Origin of the sequence: Streptomyces sp. MUM 2J (genome assembly GCF_022414535.1) — a bacterium.
GTDB lineage: Bacteria > Actinomycetota > Actinomycetes > Streptomycetales > Streptomycetaceae > Streptomyces.
Window position 1 is genome coordinate 102,761 of the sequence record NZ_JADWYM010000003.1, and the last position, 19,622, is coordinate 122,382.

Here is a 19,622-nt window from a genome sequence, read left to right on the forward strand (position 1 = left end):
ACGGGGCGCCGCCCGGGCGCGAGCACCGGCCGGCGCGCCCACGCGCACAAGGGGGCAGGACGGTATGGCGGAGCCGGAGTTCACGGCCACGGGCGTGCGGATCGAGAAGAGACTGCGCTCGCTCACCCGGGCCGGGAAGGTCCGCATCAGCGGAGGCAGGCTGGAGTTGCTCAACAGCTACGGCAGCGAGATCGACAGCGCGCCGGTGCAGGCGGTGCGGGCGTCGCGCCCCTGGTTCGCTCCGGATGACCGGGCGACCGCGGATCTCAACGGCAAGCGGTACCTGCTGACGCTGGGCGAGCACGACCCGGCCCCGGGCGAGCCGGGACCGCCCGCGGCACGCCGTTTCATCGAGGCCGTACGCCGGGCGGCGGGGCGCGGCGACTGAACCCGGGGCGGGGCGCGCCGCGAGTTGCGGGACCGCACCCCCTGGGTCACGCTGGTCTCACGTCACTGAGGGTTTACCGGCGATAACGCTGCGAACCAGCCCGCCGGCCACGACAGCAGGCGGCAGTTCCACGCAGGCGTCCTGCTGACGATCCGTTGTTCGTGTTCTTCCGGACGTCCATCTCGGACCTCACGTCGGGGAGTCGCAGCCGTGATCAGCAACCCACGCAGGCACTGCACGGTGGAGCTTCAAGCCCTGCCGGCGCGGATCGGCCAGGTCCGCAGAATCGTATCGGCGCAGTTGCGCTACTGGCATCTGGACCCCCTGATAGACCGGGCTTCGCTCGGCGTGACGGAGCTGCTCAGCAACGTCCACCGGCACGCCCGACCCGACAAGACGTGCACCGTCGAGATGGAGCTGCTCCTGGAGCAGCTCACCGTCTCGGTGCGTGACCACGATCCGCGCCTCCCCGTGGTGGAGGAAGCCGATCTGCTCGCCACGTGCGGCCGCGGCCTGGCCATGGTCGCCGCGGTGAGCGAGAGCTGGGGAGTGCGGCCGGACGGCGACCAGGGCAAGGTCGTGTGGTTCACGCTGCCCACGGCCGCCCCGACACGACCGGCGCCGACGCGCGTGCCGCGACTGACGCCCCTCGATCAGCCCGCGCTGCGATTCGCCGAGCTCGGCACGCTCGACCAGGTCACCGACGGCCGCAGCAGTCCGGCACGCGCTCCCGTGCGGTCCGGCGTGGCCGGCTGATCGCGGTCGGCGGCCGTGCCGCCCGCGGGGGCGGCCATCGGCCGTCACCGCGGTCACGGGCGCGGCGACGACGCCCCGGCCGGACGGACGGAGACCGACGGCACCCCCCGAGGGTGTCTCCGCGTCCCGGGCTCCCGTCCCGGCCCGGGCCCCGAACGGCCGCCCCACGGACAACGGCGCGTCATGAGGTGCTTCATGAGGTGCGTCATGAGGGCGCCTCGGGGAGGGCGCCGGCGTCTCGCGCGACGCTCCGGGCCCCTGGGGCATGGCGTGCCGCTCCTGCGCACCCGGCCGAACCGCTCGTCCCGGACGGCGCTCGGGGGACTCCTTGAGGTCTGTAACTACTAGTATGTACAGTGTCCGCATGAGCACAGCGGACCGACTGGTCGAGTCAACCCGCGAGCTGCTGTGGGAGCGCGGCTACGTGGGCACGAGCCCCAAGGCGATCCTGGAGCGGGCGGACGCCGGACAGGGCAGCATGTACCACCACTTCAGGGGCAAGCAGGATCTCGCCCTGGCCGCCATCCGGCGCACCGCGGACGAGATGCTGGCCACCGCCGAGCGCGTCCTGGGCCGGCCGGGCACACCGTACGAGCGCATCGAGGGCTACCTGATGCGCGAACGCGACGTGCTGCGCGGCTGCCCCGTCGGCCGGCTGACCATGGACCCGGACGTGATCGCCAGCGACGTGCTGCGCGCCCCCGTCGACGCGACCCTCGCCCGGCTCCGGCGGCGGCTGGCGGAAATCGTCGAGGAGGGCAAGCGGCAGGGGCAGTTCGCGGCGGACCTCGACGCGGAGGAGATCGCAGCGGCGGTCGTGGCGACGGTGCAGGGCGGCTATGTCCTCGCCCGCGCCTCCGGCTCCCCCGCCGCGTTCGACGCGGGGGTACGCGGGCTGCTCGCCCTGCTGCGGCCCGCGTGAGGTCTTCCCGCCCCGCGAGCAGCACGCGCCCGGTCCGGCCGATCGCCCGCTCCGGCCGGTCGTCCACCACGCCCTGGGAGGCATCGGATGCACGCCATGCAGTACGAACTGACCCTGCCCGCCGACTACGACATGGGGATCGTGCGGTCCCGTGTGGCCCGCGCCGGGCACCTGACGGACGACTGGGAGGGCCTCGGCCTGAAGGCGTACCTGATCCGCGAGCGCGGGCTGCACGGGTCGCCCGTCAACCAGTACGCGCCGTTCTACCTCTGGAACACCGTGGAGGGCATGAACACCTTCCTGTGGGGCGGCGGCTTCCAGGGGCTGTGCGACGACTTCGGCCGGCCGGGCGTGCAGCAGTGGACCGGGCTCGCCCAGGAGCCGGGAGGCGCGGCGGACTCCCCCGCCGCGACCGCCGTACGGCGCCGGCAGCGGGTACCGGACGGACCGGCGCTGTCGCGGACCGTGGAGGAGGCCGCTGCCGAGGCCGGCCGGCTCGCCCGGCTGGACGGTGCGGTGCTCGCGGCAGCGGTCGTGGATGCGCGGCGGTGGGAGGTCGTCCACTTCTCGCTGTGGGAGCAGGACGCCCCGAAGGCCGAGGGCGATCTGTTCCAGGTCCTGCACGTGTCGGCGCCGGGAAGGCGGCGGCTGCCGCGCGGCCGCCAGTGGTGAGCACGGTCCGCGCGGTGCCCGGGGACGTGCTTCCCGGACGGCTGGGGGCCGGGGACGATGGGCCGCCCGGCCGGGGTGACCGGCCGGGACCGGATGTCGTCCCACGCGCGTCCGGCCGGGGGCGTCGTCGCGGTGCGTCCGGCCGGGACCGTAGGGCGCGCCGTCAGTCGTCGGGGCGGTCGCCGAAGCTGGCGTAGTAGGCGGCGGCCATGTCCTCGTCCGCGTGGCCCTGCGCGGCGGCGCGTTCCAGCCGGGCCGCGCTCGCTGCGGCGACGTCGAGGCGGACGCCGTTGCGCTCGCCGGCCCGGACGATGAGGCGGGCGTCCTTGGCGGCGGTCGCCACCGCGAACTGGGGCGGGGACAGCCGGCCCTCACGGACCAGAGCAGCCTTGGCGCGCAGATAGCCCATGTCGAGCGGGCCGCCCTCGATGAGTGCGAAGAAGTCGTCGGGGTCGACGCCGAGGGCCTCCGACAGGGCCAGCACCTCTCCGGCCGCGGCGGTCGCGGCGACGACCCAGCTGTTGGCGACCAGCTTCAGGCGCGTCGCGTCGGCCGCGGCGCCGTCCTCGCCGCACCACACGGTGCGGGCGCCGACCGCGTCGAAGACCGGGGTCACCTTCGCGCGGCCCTTCACGGGCCCGGCGGCCAGCACGGTCAGCTGTCCGGCCTCGGCCGGCTCGCGGGTGCCGAGGACGGGCGCGTCGTAGAAGACCAGGCCGTGCTCACGGGCGAGGGCCGCCAACTCGGGTACGGCCTCCGTGCCGGCGGTGGTCGACTGCACCCAGGCGGTCCCGGGGCGCAGCGCTGGAGCAGCCTCGCGCATGACGGCCAGTGCGGCGTCCCCGTCGTGGAGCATCGTCAGCACGACGTCCGCCCCCTGGACGGCCCCGGCGGGCGTGCCGGCCACGAACGCCCCGTCGGCCGCGAGCGGTTCGGCCTTGCTGCGGGTGCGGTTCCAGACGCGTACGGCGTGTCCGGCGCGGGCGAGGCTGCGGGCCATCGCGGCGCCCATGATGCCGGTGCCCAGGACGCTCACGGTGAGCTTGTCGGTCATGCTGTTCGGCTCCCTTGACCTCGTCGAATATTGAGCAGGCCCTGACGCTCCTGGACTGAGCCCGGCCCGGCGCCCCCACGCGCAACGGCGCCCTCTCCCCGTGCTGCGGCCTCAGCCCCCGGCCAGCGCGCCCAGCGGGTCGTCCAGTACCGGCTGCCACGCCATCTCGGCCGCGCCGACCAGGCTGTTGTGGTCGAGGGTGCAGGCGAGGATGGGGACCCCACCGCTGCGGCCCCACAGACTGCGGTCGGCGACGACCGCGCGAAGGCGGTCCGGATCGGCGTCGAGGAGTGTGCGGTGCAGACCGCCGAGGATGATCCGGTCGGGGTTGAGGATGTTGACCAGGCCGGCCAGGCCCAGGCCGAGCCGGTCGATCAGGGTCTCGACGGCCGCGCGGACGGCGGGGTCGCCGTACTCCCGGCGGATCAGGTCCTTGGCTTGCTGGAGCAGCGACACCTCCGGGCCGGGCACCCGGCCCGCCGTGGCGAGGAGCGCCAGCGGGTCGGCCTCGACGTCGAGACAGCCGCGGCCGCCGCAGTGACACGGGCGGCCCTCGGGGTTGACGGTGAGGTGCCCCACCTCCAGCGCGAGCCCGGCGCTGCCCGTGTGCAGCCGTCCGTCCAGCACGAGGGCGCCACCGACACCGCGGTGCCCGGTGGCCACGCACAGCAGGTCACGGGAGCCGCGCCCGGCGCCGTGCCGGTGCTCGGCGAGCGCGGCGAGGTTGACGTCGTTCGCGGCGAAGGCGGGCCCGGTGATACCGGATGCGCGCACGCGTTCGGCGAAGATCTCCCGTACCCGTGCGCCCACCGGCCAGGCCAGGTGCAGCGGGTTGAGGGCGAGCCCCTCCGGCTCGGCGACCGCCGACGGAACGGCCAGGCCGGCGCCGACACAGCGCCGCCCGGTCTGCCGCAGCAGCCGCGCGCCCGCGTCGACGACGGAACCGAGCACCTTGGCCGGGTCGGCGTCGACGGTCTCGCAGCCGGGCGCGGTGGCGACGATCCGGCCGCCGAGGCCGACGAGCGCGGCACGGAAGCCGTCGGCGTGCACCTGGGCGGCAAGGGCGACGGGGCCCTCCTCGGCCACGCTGAGCCGGTGGGAGGGGCGGCCCTGGGAGCCGGCCGGGGCACTGGGACGGGCGTCGACCCGGATCAGCCCCAGGGCCTCCAGTTCCGCGGCGACCGCCCCGGCCGTGGCGCGCGTCACGCCGAGTTCGGCGGTGAGGACCGCTCTGGTCGGTGCCCGGCCGGTGTGCACGAGCTCCAACGCGGGTCCGAGCGCACCGCGCCCCCGGTCCAACCGTGTCCTGGAGGTGCTCCCTTCCCCCGTCGGCCGGGGGTCCGCCTTGCCGCTCATGAGGGCGAGTCTCCCATGATCCGCTCGTCCGGTGGCGGCCGGGAAGCCGCCCACCGGCGGGGTGGAGTTCGTCCGGCCCGTGAGCCCCGGACGGGGTGCGGCGTGCCCGGACGGATCCGGGCACGCTCCGGGTGGCGTCACCTCGGCAGCGGCCCGCGGTCCCTCGCCCTGTCCTCCGGCACCGGCCCTGAGCTGCGGCTCGGCTAGCCTTGTCGCGATGAACGACCGTATGACGACCCCGTGGGGCGAGTTCGCGCTGACCCGTTTCCCCGAGGACCCGCGCGACCGGCTGCGCGCCTGGGACGCCTCCGACGCGTATCTGCTCGCGCATCTGGCCGAGCTGGGGGTCCCGCTGACCGGCACGGTCGTGGTCGTCGGCGACCGGTGGGGTGCGCTGGCCACGGCACTCGCGGCGTACGAGCCGACGCAGATCACGGACTCCTTCCTGGCCCAGGAGGCGACGCGGGCCAACCTGGCGCGGGCGGGCGTGGCACCCGGCACGGTCGGGCTGCTGACGACGCAGGACCCGCCACCGGAGCGGATCGACGTGCTGCTGGTGCGGGTGCCGAAGAGCTCGGCGCTGCTGGAGGACCAACTGCTGCGGCTGGCGCCCGCGGTGCACGAGGGCACGGTCGTGGTCGGCACCGGCATGGTGAAGGAGATCCACACCTCCACGCTCAAGCTGTTCGAGCGCGTGCTGGGGCCGACGCGGACGTCGCTGGCCCGGCAGAAGGCCCGCCTTATCTTCTGCACACCGGACCCCGCGCTGAGGCCGGGGGCCAGCCCGTGGCCGTACCGCTACGTCCTGCCGGAGGGCGCCGGGCCCGCCTCCGGCCACACGGTCGTCAACCACGCGGGCGTCTTCTGCGCCGACCGCCTGGACATCGGCACGCGGTTCTTCCTCCGGCACCTGCCCGACACCCGTGGCACACAGCGGGTCGTGGACCTCGGCTGTGGCAACGGCGTCGTGGGAACGTCGGTGGCGCTGGCCAATCCGGACGCCGAGGTGCTGTTCGTCGACGAGTCGTTCCAGGCGGTGTCCTCGGCGGAGGCGACGTACAGGGCGAACGGCGTGCCCGGGCACGCGGAGTTCCGGGTCGGGGACGGACTGAGCGGGGTGCCGTCCGGCAGTGTGGACATCGTCCTCAACAATCCGCCGTTCCACTCCCACCAGGCCACGACGGACGCCACAGCCTGGCGGATGTTCACCGGTGCGCGGCGCGCGCTGCGGCCCGGCGGCGAGTTGTGGGTGATCGGCAACCGGCATCTGGGATACCACGTCAAGCTGCGGCGCGTGTTCGGCAACAGCCGGGTGGTCGCCGGCGACCCGAAGTTCGTGGTGCTGAAGGCGGTCAAGCACGATCGCTGACGGCGTCCGCCGGTCGACGAGCGGCGTCCGGTGCGCCCCCTTCGGCGGGCCCACCGGGCGTGCACGAACCGGCTGTCCGCAGTTCACACCGGACCCCCTGCGATCGAGGTCGTCCCCGTCCGCCGACGCCGCGTGCGGGCGGCCCTGGAGAGGCGGACCCGATCCCGGCCGGACGACGGCTCCCCCGCCCTGCGGCTCGCCCGGCGGCTGAGCGACCACCGGGCGGCCGGTGGTCGCTCAGCGCGCGGCAGCGGCGTCTGCGGTGGGCCGGCCGCCGTCGAGCACCCCGATGAGCCGCTCGACGCTGCGGGCCATCGCCTCGCGGCCCACGCTGAGGTAGCTGCGCGAGTCGACGGCGTCGGGGTGGGCGGCCAGGAAGTCCCGGATCGCACCGGTCATGGCGATGTTGAGAGCGGTACCGATGTTGATCTTGGTGATGCCCCCTGCGACCGCGGCCGTCAACTCGTCGTCGGGAACCCCTGACGAGCCGTGCAGGACGAGCGGTACATCGAGGGCGGCGGCCAGGCGTTTGAGGAGACCGTGGTCGAGGGCCGCCGTGCGGGTGGTCATGGCGTGGGCGCTGCCGATGGCGACGGCCAGGGCGTCCACGCCGGAGTCGGCGACGAAGGCGCGGGCCTCGGCGGGGTCGGTGCGCGCGCCCGGCGCGTGGGCGTCGAGGGCGGGGACGCCGGCCTTGCCGCCGACCTGTCCCAGTTCCGCCTCGATCCACAGCCCCTGGGCGTGCGCCCAGTCGGCGGCGGCACGGGTCGCGGCGAGGTTGCCCGCGTAGGGCAGGTGGGAGGCGTCGTACATGACGGAGCTGAAGCCGGCCTCGGGCGCCTGGCGCAGCAGGGCGTCGCCACGGACGTGGTCGAGGTGGAGCGCGACGGGCACGGCGGCGCGTTCGGCGGCGGCGACGGCGGCGCGGGCGAGGGGCAGGAGCCGGCCGTAGCGGAAGCGGACGGCGTTCTCGCTGATCTGCAGGACGACGGGCGCACCGCACGCCTCGGCTCCGGCGACGACGGCCTCGACGTGTTCGAGCGTGATGATGTTGAAGGCGGCGACGGCGGAGCGCGCGACGGCGGCCCCGGCCAGGAGCTCGCCGGTGGTGACGAGGGACACGGGCGGTCCTTTCGGGGCGTCAGGGGGCGAGGATCACCGAGCGGGTGAGGTGGCGGGGGCGGTCCGGATCGAGGCCGCGTCGCGCCGCCACGGCCACGGCGAGGCGCTGCGCCCGGACGAGTTCCGCGAGCGGGTCGAGACCGCCCGCCACCCACAGCCCGCCGGTGCCGCGCACCTGTTCGGCCAGGTCCCGCGGGGCGTCGCCGAACATCCACGTGGCCGTGCCCGCCGCGGTGATGCTGATGGGGCCGTGCCGGTACTCCATCGCCGGGTAGGCCTCGGTCCACGCCAGGGCGGCCTCGCGCATCTTCAGCGCGGCCTCGCTGGCCAGACCCACGGTCCAGCCGCGGCCCAGGAAGGTGAACTGCCCGCATTCCACCAGGTTCCGGGGCAGTGCGCGGGACAGTGCCGCGCGGGCGTCGGCGACGGCCGCGTCGGAGTGCAGGCCCAGGTGGGCGCGCAGCAGGGTCAGTGCGCTCGTCGCGAACCGGGTCTGGACGACGGAGCGTTCATCGGCGTAGTCGAGGACGACGACGTCGGCGGCGGCGCCCCTCACAGGCGTGTGCGGGTCGGCGGTGAGCGCGGTCGTCCGGATGTGCCCGCGCAGCCGGGCGAGCAGTTCCAGCACCTCGGTGGTGGTGCCGGAGCGGGTGAGGGCGACGACGCGGTCGTAGCGGCGGCCGTGAGGAAACTCGGAGGCCGCGAAGGCGTCCGTCTCGCCCAGGCCCGCTCCCTCACGCAGTCCGGCGACCGCCTGTGCCATGAAGAAGGAGGTCCCGCAGCCGACGACCGCGACCCGCTCCCCCGCCGCCGGCAGCACCCTCCTGTGATCCGCGGCCTGCTCCGCGGCGCGCGTCCAGCACTCGGGCTGGCTGTTCAACTCGTCCTCGACATGGCTCATGCGTGCCCTCCCCGGAGACGGGATGATTGTTCATGCAAGATATAGCCAGCTTTCAAGCATCATCAAGCATTCCGGGGCATCGGTGGTGCGCTAGGGTCGCCAAAGATCACGCGAGGGCCGAGGACCGGAGGTGCGGATGTCGCGCGACGCCCGCTGGAAGGCGCTGCTGGAACTGCTCGTCGAGCGGGGCAGGCTCGACGTCGAGGAGGCCGCCACCGAGCTGGCGGTGTCGGCCGCGACCATCCGCCGCGACTTCGACCAGCTCGCCGAGCAGCAGATGCTGGTGCGCACCCGGGGCGGCGCGGTCGTGCACGGGGTCTCCTACGAGCTGCCGCTGCGCTACAAGACCGCCCGGCGGGCCCCGGAGAAGCAGCGCATCGCCAAGGCCGCGGCCGGGCTGATCGCACCGGGCGAGGCGGTCGGGCTGACCGGCGGCACGACCACCACCGAAGTGGCCCGGGCGCTCGCGGTGCGCGGCGACCTCTCCTCCGGCTCACCCGCGCTGACCGTCGTCACCAACGCCCTCAACATCGCCAGCGAGCTGGCGGTCCGCCCCCAGTTCAAGATCGTGGTGACCGGCGGGGTGGCGCGGGCACAGTCGTACGAACTCATCGGGCCGCTCGCGGACGGGGTGCTCGGCCAGATCACCCTCGACGTGGCCGTGCTCGGCGTGGTCTCCTTCGACGCCGTCCACGGCGCCGCGGCGCACGACGAAGCGGAGGCCGCCGTCAACCGGCTCCTGTGCGAGCGCGCCGAGCGGGTGGTCGTCGCAGCCGACTCCAGCAAACTCGGGCGACGCGCCTTCGCCCGCATCTGCGCCACCGGCGCGGTCGACACGCTGGTGACCGACACGGCGGCCGGACCCGAGGCGGTCCGGCTCTTCGAGGAGGCCGGCCTCACGGTCGTGACCGTGTGAGGCGCGGGGACCGCGACAAGGAGCGGGACCGGGACCGGGTCCTCCGGTGGCCTTGAGGCACCCCGTCAGTACAGGACCTCCAGGCCGCCTCCGGCGCCCAGGGCCGCCGCGACCCGGTCCACCCGAGCCGCCGCACGGCGCAGCGACCAGCCGGCCAGAACGGCGTACAGCACGGCCACGACGAGCGTCAGTACGCCGAGGACGCGGTCGCCGACGGCCCATGTCCAGGTGGCCACCAGCAGGTAGAGGAGGCACATCAGGGAGACGGCGTTACGGCCGCGTCGGCGCCGCTCCTGGCGCAGACGTACCAGCCGGCCGAGGGCCGCCCGTTCGACGGGGTCCGTGGGAATCTCCCCGCGGGTGATCCTGCGTTGGAGCACGAGCAGGTCGCGGGCCGTGCCCACCTCCAGCCGCCGGGCCAGTCCCCGGCGCCGGGCGGCCAGCCACACGCCGAACAGTACGGACATCCCCAGGTCCAGCACCACCAGCTCCACGGGCAGGGCCGGGCCGAACCACAGGATGTGCAGGCACGACGAGGCCACCAGGACCCACAGCGCACACACCCAGGTGCGGTCCCGCCGCCTCGGCCGCACCGACGCCGCCACCGTCACTCCCGTCACCGGTCCGCCTTCCGCCTCGGCCCACCGGGACCCGGCACGGGCCGTGATCCGGTGCGAGCCGTTCCGCTCGTTCGTCGCGGCATCCTGGCACAGGGCTTCGGGCCTGCGGCCCACCGGGTTTCCGCGGGGATGCGAATCCGGTTGCGGGCCGATGCGCATCCGTGATCTTGACCCGGCCGGCGGGCGCGCCGGCGGAGGACGGGTGCAGGCGTCTCCCCCGTGTCACGGTGGCGGGCGGAGAGCCGCCCCGCGACGCGGCGTCGCGGACGGCGCGCTCAGAGGGCCGGGTGGTCCGTGCGGAAGCGCGCCACCCATTCCGAGGTCGTCGCCAGCCCGCCGAAAGTGTAGAAGTGCACCTTGACGTCGCCGTGGCGGCGGACGTCGTAGCCGCGGGCCAGCGCGTGCAGGAAGCGGTCGGGGCCCGCCGTACCCATCAGGTTGGTGAGGGACAGGCCGTACTTGCGGGCGATGGAGGCGCTGGTGCCGACACCGAAGCGGGTGGCGCAGGACAGCAGTCGGCGCACTCCGGCCGGACCGGGCACGCCGATGCGGACCGGCGCCCGCACTCCGTGGGCACGGGCCCGCTCCACCCAGTCGAGCACCGGGTCGGCGTCGAAGCCGAACTGCGTGATGACGTCGCCGGCCAGAGCGTGCCGGCCCAGCACGGCGCTCTTGTCCCGCAGTGCCGACCACAGCTCGTCGTCGGTGATGGCGGGATGGCCCTCCGGGTAGCCGCTGATGCCGACCCGGCGCACCCCGTACCGCTGGAGCAGCCCGGTGCGGATGACGGCGAGGGCGTCGTCGTAGGGGCCGTGCGGATCGGCAGGGTCGCCGCCCACGACGAACACGTGCTCACCGGCGCCCTCGTCCCGCAGGCCCGCCAGGAACTCCTCCAGGGCGGCCCGCGAACCGAGGCGCCGGGCGGAGATGTGCGGCACGGGCACGAAGCCGTACCGCCTGACGGCACGGGCCGCCTCCAGCCGCATGCCCGGGTCTTCGTTGCCGAGGAAGGTGATGTTGACGCGGGTGCCGACGGGGATGGTGTGGCGCGCCCGCTCCAGGGCGGGTACGTCCTTGGCCGTCATCTCCAGGGAGAAGTCCTCCAGCAGCGCCGTGGTGGGCGCGGCGGGGGCCGTGGGACCGGGGTGCATCGTCCTCCTCGTCGCGAGTGGCTCGGGTTCCCCGGCGGTGCCCGGTCCGAGTGCTCGCCCCAGCCTACGGCCGCACTCCGTCAGGACCCGCGCCGGCCCGAAGCCGGGCGGGCGACCGGAACGCTGCGCGCAGGCCCCACCACGTCCGGCTACCGGGACGGGCCCCGCGACCCGGATCGCACCCGGCGCCCCGGCGTCCGGAGTCAGATGCCCGGTGCCCGGAGTCGTCCCCGCCGGTGGTCGCGATCAGGTCCGCGTACTCCCGGCAGGGGGCGGCGACCTCGTCGCCGGCCCGAGCCGCCCCTCCAGGGTAGGGGCAGCGGCGGGAGGGTACCCGAGGGCACGGTTCCCCTTGCCGAGGAGGTGACTCGGATGCTGTTCCTCGGACTGTTCCTCCTCACGGCCACCGGTGCCTTCACCGCGCTGGCCATCGCCGGCAACCTGTCGGGCGGCCCGGAGTACACGGTGTCCGTCCTGGGTCAGGACATCGCCACGATGAACGGGCTCGCGCTGTTCAGCTCGGGTCTCGCGCTGGCGCTGATCTTCTGCCTGGGTGTGGCGATGGTGGCGATCGGGGCCCTGCGCCACCACCGTCGTACCTTCAGGCCGGCTCGGCGACACGGCCGCACCCCGCTCGACGACACGACCGGCCGCTCGGACAGCCGCACCTGAGACCGCACCTGCCCTCGTGCGACGCCTGCGGCGGAGTGCCGGTTCAGCGGGTCCGGGAGGTGCGCAGGGTACCGACCGTCTTCAGCAGCCGGTCGGCGGGCTCGCGCAGCCGGGGGTGGGCGAGGACCGTGTTCCGCAGGCCCCGTACGGGCCGCCGCACGAGCCGGTGGGCCGCCGCGACCGGGTGGGGCCGGGTCGCGAACCCCTCGGCCACGCGCAGTTCGCGGGTCTTGAGCCAGTCCTTGTACTCCTTGTCGCCGCGCCCGAGGTCCAGCAGCGCCAGTCCCTGCCTGCGGCCCGTCTCGGCCATGCGCAGGTGCATCATCAGTCCGGGCGAGTAGCGGTGGACCTCCGGGTCGTAGGCGGTGAACCAGGCCGCGAGGACGGTGCGGGACCGCGGCCCGAAGTGCGCCGCCACCGGACGGTCGCCGGCGTAGAGGACGGAGAGGACACCGGTGAAGTGCTCCTCGCGGACCTCGAAGAGGTCGTTCACCAGGTCGACGATCCAGGGGCGGGAGAAGCGGTCCATACGGCCGGTCCGGCGGTACTGGGCCGACTTCCACCGCATCAGCTGCCGCAGCGCGTCCGGATCCCGCTCGTCGAACACGAACCGCGTCTCGCCGATGTCGCGGCCGATGCGGCGCTCCTTCTTCAGGGTGGTCCGGGCCAGGCCCGGATAGGTGGCGCGCAGCCACTCCGGGTAGCCGTCGTCGCCGTGCACCAGGTCGATCACCGGGGACGGGAAGAGCCCGGTGACGTGGGGCCCGAACGGCTTCTGCTGCTCGACGAGGTGGTCGAACTCGAAGCTGGCCAGGCCGCAGGCGCGCAGCAGCTGCCGCGTGTCCCAGACCACGCCGGGCCGGTGCACGAGGGCCTGGCAGTCGGACAGGCCGAGGCCGAGGGCCCGGCCGACGCCGAGGGAGGTGCGCTCGTAGGGGAAGAAGCCGACCGGGTCGCCGCCGTCGTGCAGGACGGCCACCCGTGTCCCGGCGCGGTGCCGGGCCACTCCGGCCGCGAACTCCGGGGCGAGGAACGGGTTGGCGAACTCGGGCGACTCCTCCATGGCCTGGTGCCAGATCTTGCGCTGCGACTCGGTCAGTTCGTCAGCCCTGTGGACGGTGACGTGCATCGGCGAACCACTCCCCCCAAGGCGCGCTGCGCGCGCGTTCCCCATGGCCCGATGAGGGATCAAACGTCGCGAAACAGTACGCACGCTGTCAAGACGTAGGGGGTGCGAGGGTCGTGCCGCAGCCGCGGTGGCCGACATCCGGCCTGGTGGGTCCGGGGGCGCCCGCCGTCGCGCGGGCGCCCCTCCCTCCGGGGGTACGGATGCTGTTGGTTTTTTCGGGGCCTCGCGTGACGTCGGCCTTCAAGACCGGGTTGTGGTCTTGAAGGCCGACGTTGTCGTATGGGGTGGGTGCGAATGTCGATGCAGCCGGAGGGATCTGGGGAGATCCCGGCGGAGACGGTGCGGGTGGCGCGGGCCGCGTTCCCGAAGGGGAGCCTGGCGATCCGGGTCCGTGACGAACTGGGGCCTTTGTTCACGGACGAAGAGTTCGCGGACCTGTTCCCGTCACGAGGGCGTCCGGCCTGGTCACCAGGGCGTCTTGCGCTGGTACTGGTGCTGCAGTTCGTCGAGGGGCTGACCGACCGGCAGGCCGCGGAAGCGGTCCGCGCGCGGATCGACTTCAAGTACGCCCTCGGGCTCCGGCTGGACGATCCGGGCTTCGGCTTCTCCGTCCTCTCGGAGTTCAGGGACCGGCTGGTCCAGGCGGACGCCGGACAGCGGATGCTGGACGGCATTCTCTCCGCGGCCCGGGACAAGGGGCTGCTCAGCGGCAGGGGCAAGGCCCGCACCGACTCCACGCACGTGCTGTCGGCAGCGCGGGAGTTGTGCTGGCTGGAGATGGTCGCCGAAACCCTGCGCTCGGCCCTGAACGCGCTCGCCGTCGCCGCTCCCGACTGGCTGTCCGAGATCGCCGAGCCGGACTGGTTCCGGCACTATGCCACCCGCGCCGAGGACTCACGGTTCCCCAAGGCCCCGGCCAAGCGCGAGGAGGTCGGCCGGCGGATCGGAACCGACGGGATGCGACTGCTCAAGGCCGTCACCTCGCCTGCTGCGCCGACCGCGCTGCGGGCAGTGCCGGAGGTGGAGACCCTGCGGCAGATGTGGGTGCAGCACTTCCACCTGATCGAGGGCGAGGTGCTGCGGCGGGACCCAAAAGACCGGCCGCCGGGCGCGAAGCGCCTGGTCACCCCCTATGACATCGAGGCGCGCGGCAGCGTCAAACGCGACACGATGTGGGACGGATACAAAGTCCATCTCACCGAGACCTGCGGTGGTGACACGCCGGACCTGATCACGGACGTCGCCACCACCGATGCCACGGTCAGTGACTTCGACCTGGTCCCGGCTGTTCACGCCGCACTCGCCGAGCGTCGGCTGCTTCCCGACGAGCACCTAGTCGACACCGGCTACGTCACCGCCCGCCACATCGTCGCCGCCCGGCGCGAACACGACGTGGAGCTGACAGGGCCGATGATGCCCGGCACCGGCTGGCAGAACCGGGCTGGATCCTCAGAGACCTTTCCCGTCGGCGCGTTCACCATCGACTGGGACCGCCGGACCGTGACCTGCCCCGGCGGGAAGAACAGCACACGCTGGGCGAGGGAACCCGTCCGGGACAAGGTCGAGATCCGAGTGCAGTTCTCGAAAACCGACTGCGGTGCCTGCCAGGTCAAGGACTCCTGCACCCGCGGACCACGCCGCAAGCTGACCCTCCAGGACCGTGACATCCACGAGGTCCTGCACCAACGCCGGGCCGAGCAGGAGACCGACGCATGGAAGGAACGCTACAAGATGCGTGCCGGTGTCGAAGGCACCATCTCCCAGGCCGTGAACCGCTGCGGCCTGCGCAGATCCCGCTACCGCGGCCTCGCCAAGACCAGCCTCCAGCACCAGCTCACCGGAGCGGCGATCAACCTCGCCCGCATCGATGCCCACCTCACCGGCGCCCGCCGAGCCCGAACCCGCACCAGCCACCTCGCAGCACTTCGCCCCACCGATCACACGATCGGCGGGGCGAAGCAGACGACCCCGAATGAACCAACAGCATCCGGGGGTACGTGGCGCGGGGCCCGCTACAGGGTGCGCTCCAGGCGGTCGGCGACCAACTTGACGAAGCGCGCGGGCTCCTTGGGCTGGCCGCCCTCGGCGAGCACGGCCAGGGTGTGCAGGAGCTCGGCGGTCTCGGCGAGCCCGGCGTGGTCCGCGCGCTCCCGGTGCGCCTGGTTGAGGCCCTTCACGAGCGGGTGGTCCGGGTTGAGTTCGAGGATCCGCTTGGTGCGGGGCACCTCCTGGCCCATCGCCCGGTACATGTTCTCCAGGGCCGGGGTGAGGTCGTGGGCGTCGGAGACGAGGCAGGCCGGGGAGACGGTGAGCCGGGACGACAGGCGTACCTCCTTGATGTCCTCCCCCAGCTGGTCCTTCATCCAGCCGAGCAGCCCGGCGTACTCCTGCGACTGCGCACTGTCGGAGGACTCCCCGCCCTCGCCGTCCAGGTCGATCTCGCCCTTGGCGACGGACCTCAGCCGCTTGCCCTCGTACTCGCCGACGGCGTCGGCCCACACCTCGTCGACGGGGTCGGTGAGCAGGAGGACCTCGATGTTCTTGGCCCGGAAGGCCTCCATGTGCGGGGAGTTCTCGATGCTCTGCCGGGAGTCGCCGGTGAGGTAGTAGACGTCCTCCTGGCCGTCCTGCATCCGCTCCACGTAGGCCTTCAGCGTGGTCGGACCGTCCTCGCTGTGCGTGCTGGCGAAGGACGAGACGGCGAGGAGGGCGTCGCGGTTCTCCGCGTCGGTGACCAGGCCCTCCTTCACCACGGCGCCGAACTCCCGCCAGAACGTGGCGTAGCGCTCGGCGTCCTTGGCCATCATCTCCTTGACCGAGGACAGGACCTTCTTCGTCAGACGGCGCTGGATCATCCGGATATGGCGGTCCTGCTGGAGGATCTCGCGGGAGACGTTGAGCGAGAGGTCGGCGGCGTCGACGACGCCCTTGACGAAACGCAGGTAGGGCGGCAGCAGTTCCTCGCAGTCGTCCATGATGAAGACGCGCTTGACGTACAGCTGCACGCCGCGCCGGTGCCCCTGGGTGAACAGGTCGTGCGGGGCGTGGGCGGGCAGGAACAGCAGCGCCTGGTACTCGAACGTGCCCTCCGCCTGGAGCCGTACGGTCTCCAGCGGGTCGCGCCAGTCGTGGCTGATGTGCTTGTACAGCTCGTGGTACTCGTCGTCGGACACCTCGTCACGCGAGCGCGCCCACAGGGCCTTCATCGAGTTCAGCGGCTCGGTCCCCGGCTCTCCCTCGCCCTCTCCCTCGCCCCCGCCGGGCTTGGGCACGAGCCGGATGGGCCAGGTGATGAAGTCCGAGTACCGCTTGACGATCTCCCGGATCCTCCACTCGTCGGTGTAGTCGTGGAGCTGGTTCTCGGGGTCGGCGGGCTTGAGGTGCAGCGTGACGGAGGTGCCCTGGGCTGCGTCGTCGACGGTGTCGAGCGTGTAGGTGCCCTCGCCGCGGGAGGTCCAGCGGGTGCCGTGCTTCTCGCCGGCCCGGCGGGTCACCAGGGTGACCTCGTCGGCGACCATGAAGCCGGAGTAGAAGCCGATGCCGAACTGCCCGATGAGACCTTCGGCCCGGTCCGCGTCCTTGGCCTCCTTGAGTTCCTGGAGGAAGCCGGCGGTGCCGGAGTTGGCGATGGTGCCGATCAGCCGCCCGACCTCCTCGTGGGACATGCCGATGCCGTTGTCCCGAACGGTGAGGGTGCGCGCGTCGTTGTCGGTCTCGATCTCGATGTGCAGGTCGGACACATCGGCGTCGAGCGCGTCGTCCCGCAGGGACTCCAATCGCAGCTTGTCCAGTGCGTCGGAGGCGTTGGAGACGAGCTCTCGAAGGAAGACGTCCTTGTTCGAGTAGACCGAGTGGATCATCAGCTGGAGCAGCTGACGGGCCTCTACCTGGAACTCAAACGTTTCGGTCGGCATGGTATGCGGTTACCTCACGGGTCCTGAGTCGCCGGAACTGGTGGAACTCACTCTAAAACACCTCGTCAGCGGCGTGGTTGCGAACGGACACGAAGCCCGGTTGCGCTCCTTGGGCGGGCAGGGCGACGATGCCGCCGGCGGAAAGGGGACGGAGAGGAAGTCGAACGCGTGGCCGTCCGGTCCGTGCACGCACACGGTGGGGACTGCCCGGAAGGACCGCGGGTCAGGAGTCGAAATCGACCGTCAGGGCCTCCGACGCCGGATACGACTGGCAGGTCAGGACGTAGCCGGCGTCGACCTCGGCGGGCTCCAGGGCGAAGTTGCGGCGCATGTCCGCCGTGCCGTCGGTGACCAGGGCGCGGCAGGTGCCGCAGACGCCGCCCTTGCAGGCGAAGGGCAGGTCGGGACGGGTCTTCTGGGCACCGTCGAGGATGGTGCGCTCGCGGGGCAGGGCGGCGGAACTGGTACGGCCGTCCAGGACCAGGGTCACCTGGCTCACCGGGCCGGACGGTTCGCCGTCCGTGTGGTGCACCTCGCGGACCGGTTCGTCGTCGGCGTAGAACAGTTCGCGGTGCACGCGGTCGGCGGGCACGCCCAGCCCCGCCAGGACCTGCTGCGCCGAGCGGACCATGCCGTGCGGGCCGCACAGCCACCAGTGGTCGGCGGCCGGCGCGTCGACCAGTGCGCCGACGAGGGCGGCGAGCCGCTCGGCGTCGAGGCGGCCGGAGAGCATCTCCGCCTCGCGGGGTTCACGGGAGAGCACGTGGGCGAGCTGGAAGCGGGCCGGGTACAGGTCCTTCAGGTCGGCGAGCTCGTCCGCGAACATCACGGTGCCGGTGCGCCGGTTGCCGTAGAAGAGCGTGACGGTCGAGCGGGAGTCGGCGGCCAGGACGGACTCGGCGATGGACAGCATGGGTGTGATGCCGGAACCCGCCGCGACCAGGACGTGGTCGCCTGGGGTGGTGAGATCGGGGCTGAACGCGCCGGTGGGGCCCATCACCTCGATCGTGTCGCCGGGGCGCACGTCGTGCACGAGCCAGGAGGAGAACAGGCCGCCCGGCACCACACGCACTCCGATGCGCGGCGGGGAGCCGGCGGGCGAGCAGATGGAGTAGGACCGCCGTTCGTCCCGGCCCTCGATCTCGCGCCGCAGGGTGAGCGACTGCCCCGGCGTGAAGGTGAACTCCTCGGCCAGCTCCGCCGGGATCTCGAAGCCGACGGCCGCCGCGTCGTCGCACAGCGGTTGCACGGCGGACACGCGCAGCCGGTGGAAGACCGGACGGCGGCGGGTCTGCGGGCGGGCGGCCCCGGGGGAGACGGACGTGGCCATCAGATCTCCTTGACGTACTCGAACGGCTCGCGGCAGGCGCGGCAGCGCCACAGTGCCTTGCAGGACGTGGCGGCGAAGCGGGAGGTCTCCTCGGTGTCGGCCGAGCCGCACCGGGGGCAGGGCACCGTGTGCCGCGTCGGAGACAGGACCAGGGGCACCGGACCGGTGCCGTGGCGGGGTGCGGCGCCGGGCGGGGCGATGCCGTGCTCGGCGAGCTTGCGGCGGCCCGCCGGGGTGATCCAGTCGCTGGTCCACGGCGGGTCGAGCGCCGTACGGATCTCCACCTGCGCGTACCCGGCGTCCCGCAGCCGGGCGGCGACGTCGGCGCGCATCTCGGCCATGGCCGGGCAGCCCGAGTAGGTGGGGGTCAGGGTCGCCACCACCGTGCCGTCGTCGGCCACGTCGACCCCGCGCAGCACTCCGAGGTCGGCCAGGGTGAGCATGGGCAGTTCGGGGTCGGGCACCTGCTCGGCGATCCGCCGGGCGCGCCGGGCGTCGAGGAGCGTCGTCACCATGCCGCCTCCGGATGGGCGCGGGCCACGCTCTGCAACTCGGCGAGCAGGGGGGCGAGATGCTCGGTGTGGTCGCCGTGCCGGCCGGAGCCGGGCAGCGGCCGGTACACGGGCATGGGCAGGCCGGCCGCCTCGGTGACCTGGCGGAGGTCGGTGACGACGTTCTCGCGCACGTCGCAGGCGGTGAACAGCTCGCCCAGGTACGGCGCGGCCTTCTCCAGCGCCGTACGCATCCGCCGGTGGGACTCCGGCGTGCCGTCGCCCAGGCGCACCGCCCACTCGGCGGCGTACTGCCGGTGGTAGGCGAGTTCCTTGGCGCCCTTGGTGGCGATCGCCGCGAGCACCGGGTCGGCGTGCGCGGTCAGCCGCTGGAACTGGGCGAGACGCCAGCTGGACAGCAGCAGCATCCGCACGATCGAGAACGCGAAGTCCCCGCACGGCAGTTCGGCCAGGCGAACGTTGCGGAAGTCGCCGGCGTCGCGGAAGTAGGCGTACGCGTCCTCGCCGCGGCCGGTGCCGTCGACCTGCCCGGCGCGGGAGTAGAGCAGGCGGGCCTGGCCGATCAGGTCGAGGCCGATGTTGGCCAGCGCCACCTCCTCCTCCAGCTCGGGGGCGCGGGCGGTCCACTCGGCGAGCCGCTGGGCGCTCACCAGCGCGTCGTCGGCCAGGGCCACGCACTCGGCAGCCAGTTCGGCGGGGTCGACGTCCTCGGGCACGGCGGTGTCGACGCCGTGCAGGGGGTCCTCGAAGCCGGTGCCGTAGGCCCAGCGGGTGTCGTCCTCGTGTCCCTCGGCGAGGGTCATGTAGACGTGGTCGTCACTCATGCCATACCTCGGTG

The 19,622-nt window shown here is 73.2% G+C and carries 18 protein-coding genes and 1 pseudogene; 8 read left to right on the forward strand and 11 right to left on the reverse strand.

The genetic code is table 11. From position 1 onward, the window contains the following. Positions 1-64: 64 nt before the first annotated feature. From I3F54_RS03945 to I3F54_RS03960, 4 genes are all read left to right on the forward strand, one after another. Positions 65-388: a hypothetical protein gene (locus tag I3F54_RS03945; RefSeq protein WP_240117152.1), complete on the forward strand. Its 324-nt coding sequence runs from the start codon at positions 65-67 to the stop codon at positions 386-388. 210 nt (positions 389-598) lie between these two features. Next, entirely contained in the window at positions 599-1,144 is a 546-nt protein-coding gene (locus tag I3F54_RS03950) for an ATP-binding protein (RefSeq protein WP_240117153.1), read from the forward strand. A 364-nt stretch (positions 1,145-1,508) separates the two neighbouring features. Further along, on the forward strand, positions 1,509-2,066 hold the full coding sequence (locus I3F54_RS03955; RefSeq protein ID WP_240117154.1) for a TetR/AcrR family transcriptional regulator: 558 nt from the start codon (positions 1,509-1,511) through the stop codon (positions 2,064-2,066). Between the two features lie 87 nt (positions 2,067-2,153). Beyond that, positions 2,154-2,738 carry a DUF4865 family protein gene (locus I3F54_RS03960; RefSeq protein WP_240117155.1) on the forward strand — a complete coding sequence of 195 codons (585 nt, stop codon included), beginning with the start codon at positions 2,154-2,156 and terminating at the stop codon, positions 2,736-2,738. A gap of 163 nt (positions 2,739-2,901) precedes the next feature. Here I3F54_RS03960 and I3F54_RS03965 read toward each other — a convergent pair whose 3' ends face one another. Beyond that, complete coding sequence (locus tag I3F54_RS03965) at positions 2,902-3,792, reverse strand: NAD(P)-dependent oxidoreductase (protein ID WP_240117156.1); 891 nt, start codon at positions 3,790-3,792, stop codon at positions 2,902-2,904. Between the two features lie 111 nt (positions 3,793-3,903). Beyond that, positions 3,904-5,148: an ROK family protein gene (locus tag I3F54_RS03970; RefSeq protein WP_240117157.1), complete on the reverse strand. Its 1,245-nt coding sequence runs from the start codon at positions 5,146-5,148 to the stop codon at positions 3,904-3,906. 229 nt (positions 5,149-5,377) lie between these two features. Between I3F54_RS03970 and I3F54_RS03975 the strand changes: the two genes are divergently transcribed. After that, positions 5,378-6,517 (forward strand): methyltransferase, encoded by a 1,140-nt coding sequence (locus I3F54_RS03975; protein WP_240117356.1) that lies wholly within the window; start codon positions 5,378-5,380, stop codon positions 6,515-6,517. 237 nt (positions 6,518-6,754) lie between these two features. On the opposite strand, the gene I3F54_RS03980 is transcribed toward I3F54_RS03975, so the two are convergent. Both I3F54_RS03980 and I3F54_RS03985 read right to left on the reverse strand, forming a co-directional pair. Continuing rightward, the gene (locus I3F54_RS03980; protein WP_240117158.1) at positions 6,755-7,639 is read right to left on the reverse strand and encodes a ketose-bisphosphate aldolase; all 885 of its coding nucleotides are present in this window, start codon (positions 7,637-7,639) and stop codon (positions 6,755-6,757) included. A gap of 19 nt (positions 7,640-7,658) precedes the next feature. Further along, the gene (locus I3F54_RS03985; RefSeq protein WP_240117159.1) at positions 7,659-8,540 is read right to left on the reverse strand and encodes an SIS domain-containing protein; all 882 of its coding nucleotides are present in this window, start codon (positions 8,538-8,540) and stop codon (positions 7,659-7,661) included. Positions 8,541-8,676: 136 nt separating this feature from the next. Here I3F54_RS03985 and I3F54_RS03990 point away from each other — a divergent pair, with 136 nt between their 5' ends. Next, the gene (locus tag I3F54_RS03990; RefSeq protein WP_240117160.1) at positions 8,677-9,456 is read left to right on the forward strand and encodes a DeoR/GlpR family DNA-binding transcription regulator; all 780 of its coding nucleotides are present in this window, start codon (positions 8,677-8,679) and stop codon (positions 9,454-9,456) included. 65 nt (positions 9,457-9,521) lie between these two features. Here I3F54_RS03990 and I3F54_RS03995 read toward each other — a convergent pair whose 3' ends face one another. Together I3F54_RS03995 and I3F54_RS04000 are read right to left on the reverse strand one after the other, a co-directional pair. Further along, on the reverse strand, positions 9,522-10,076 hold the full coding sequence (locus I3F54_RS03995; protein ID WP_240117161.1) for a hypothetical protein: 555 nt from the start codon (positions 10,074-10,076) through the stop codon (positions 9,522-9,524). Positions 10,077-10,351: 275 nt separating this feature from the next. Further along, positions 10,352-11,227, reverse strand: coding sequence for a methylenetetrahydrofolate reductase (locus I3F54_RS04000; RefSeq protein WP_240117162.1), 876 nt, complete (start codon positions 11,225-11,227; stop codon positions 10,352-10,354). A gap of 372 nt (positions 11,228-11,599) precedes the next feature. Here I3F54_RS04000 and I3F54_RS04005 point away from each other — a divergent pair, with 372 nt between their 5' ends. Further along, positions 11,600-11,899 carry a hypothetical protein gene (locus I3F54_RS04005; RefSeq protein ID WP_240117163.1) on the forward strand — a complete coding sequence of 100 codons (300 nt, stop codon included), beginning with the start codon at positions 11,600-11,602 and terminating at the stop codon, positions 11,897-11,899. Between the two features lie 43 nt (positions 11,900-11,942). Here I3F54_RS04005 and I3F54_RS04010 read toward each other — a convergent pair whose 3' ends face one another. After that, a complete protein-coding gene (locus I3F54_RS04010; protein WP_240117164.1) occupies positions 11,943-13,028 on the reverse strand; it encodes a GNAT family N-acetyltransferase in 1,086 nt (361 codons plus the stop codon). A 294-nt stretch (positions 13,029-13,322) separates the two neighbouring features. On the opposite strand from I3F54_RS04010, the pseudogene I3F54_RS04015 reads away from it, so the two are divergent. Next, positions 13,323-14,996 (forward strand): annotated as a pseudogene (locus I3F54_RS04015) (IS1182 family transposase); the annotation flags it as partial. A 44-nt stretch (positions 14,997-15,040) separates the two neighbouring features. Here I3F54_RS04015 and htpG read toward each other — a convergent pair. The 4 genes from htpG to paaC form a co-directional block, all read right to left on the reverse strand. Then, entirely contained in the window at positions 15,041-16,942 is a 1,902-nt protein-coding gene (gene htpG, locus I3F54_RS04020; RefSeq protein WP_240117165.1) for a molecular chaperone HtpG, read from the reverse strand. A gap of 223 nt (positions 16,943-17,165) precedes the next feature. Further along, positions 17,166-18,272 carry a 1,2-phenylacetyl-CoA epoxidase subunit PaaE gene (gene paaE / locus I3F54_RS04025; protein WP_240117166.1) on the reverse strand — a complete coding sequence of 369 codons (1,107 nt, stop codon included), beginning with the start codon at positions 18,270-18,272 and terminating at the stop codon, positions 17,166-17,168. Then, entirely contained in the window at positions 18,272-18,787 is a 516-nt protein-coding gene (paaD, locus tag I3F54_RS04030) for a 1,2-phenylacetyl-CoA epoxidase subunit PaaD (protein ID WP_240117167.1), read from the reverse strand. Before paaD ends, paaE begins: the two co-directional genes overlap by 1 nt. After that, positions 18,781-19,608 carry a 1,2-phenylacetyl-CoA epoxidase subunit PaaC gene (gene paaC, locus I3F54_RS04035; RefSeq protein ID WP_240117168.1) on the reverse strand — a complete coding sequence of 276 codons (828 nt, stop codon included), beginning with the start codon at positions 19,606-19,608 and terminating at the stop codon, positions 18,781-18,783. The genes paaD and paaC overlap by 7 nt, the downstream gene beginning before the upstream one ends. Positions 19,609-19,622: the final 14 nt, after the last annotated feature.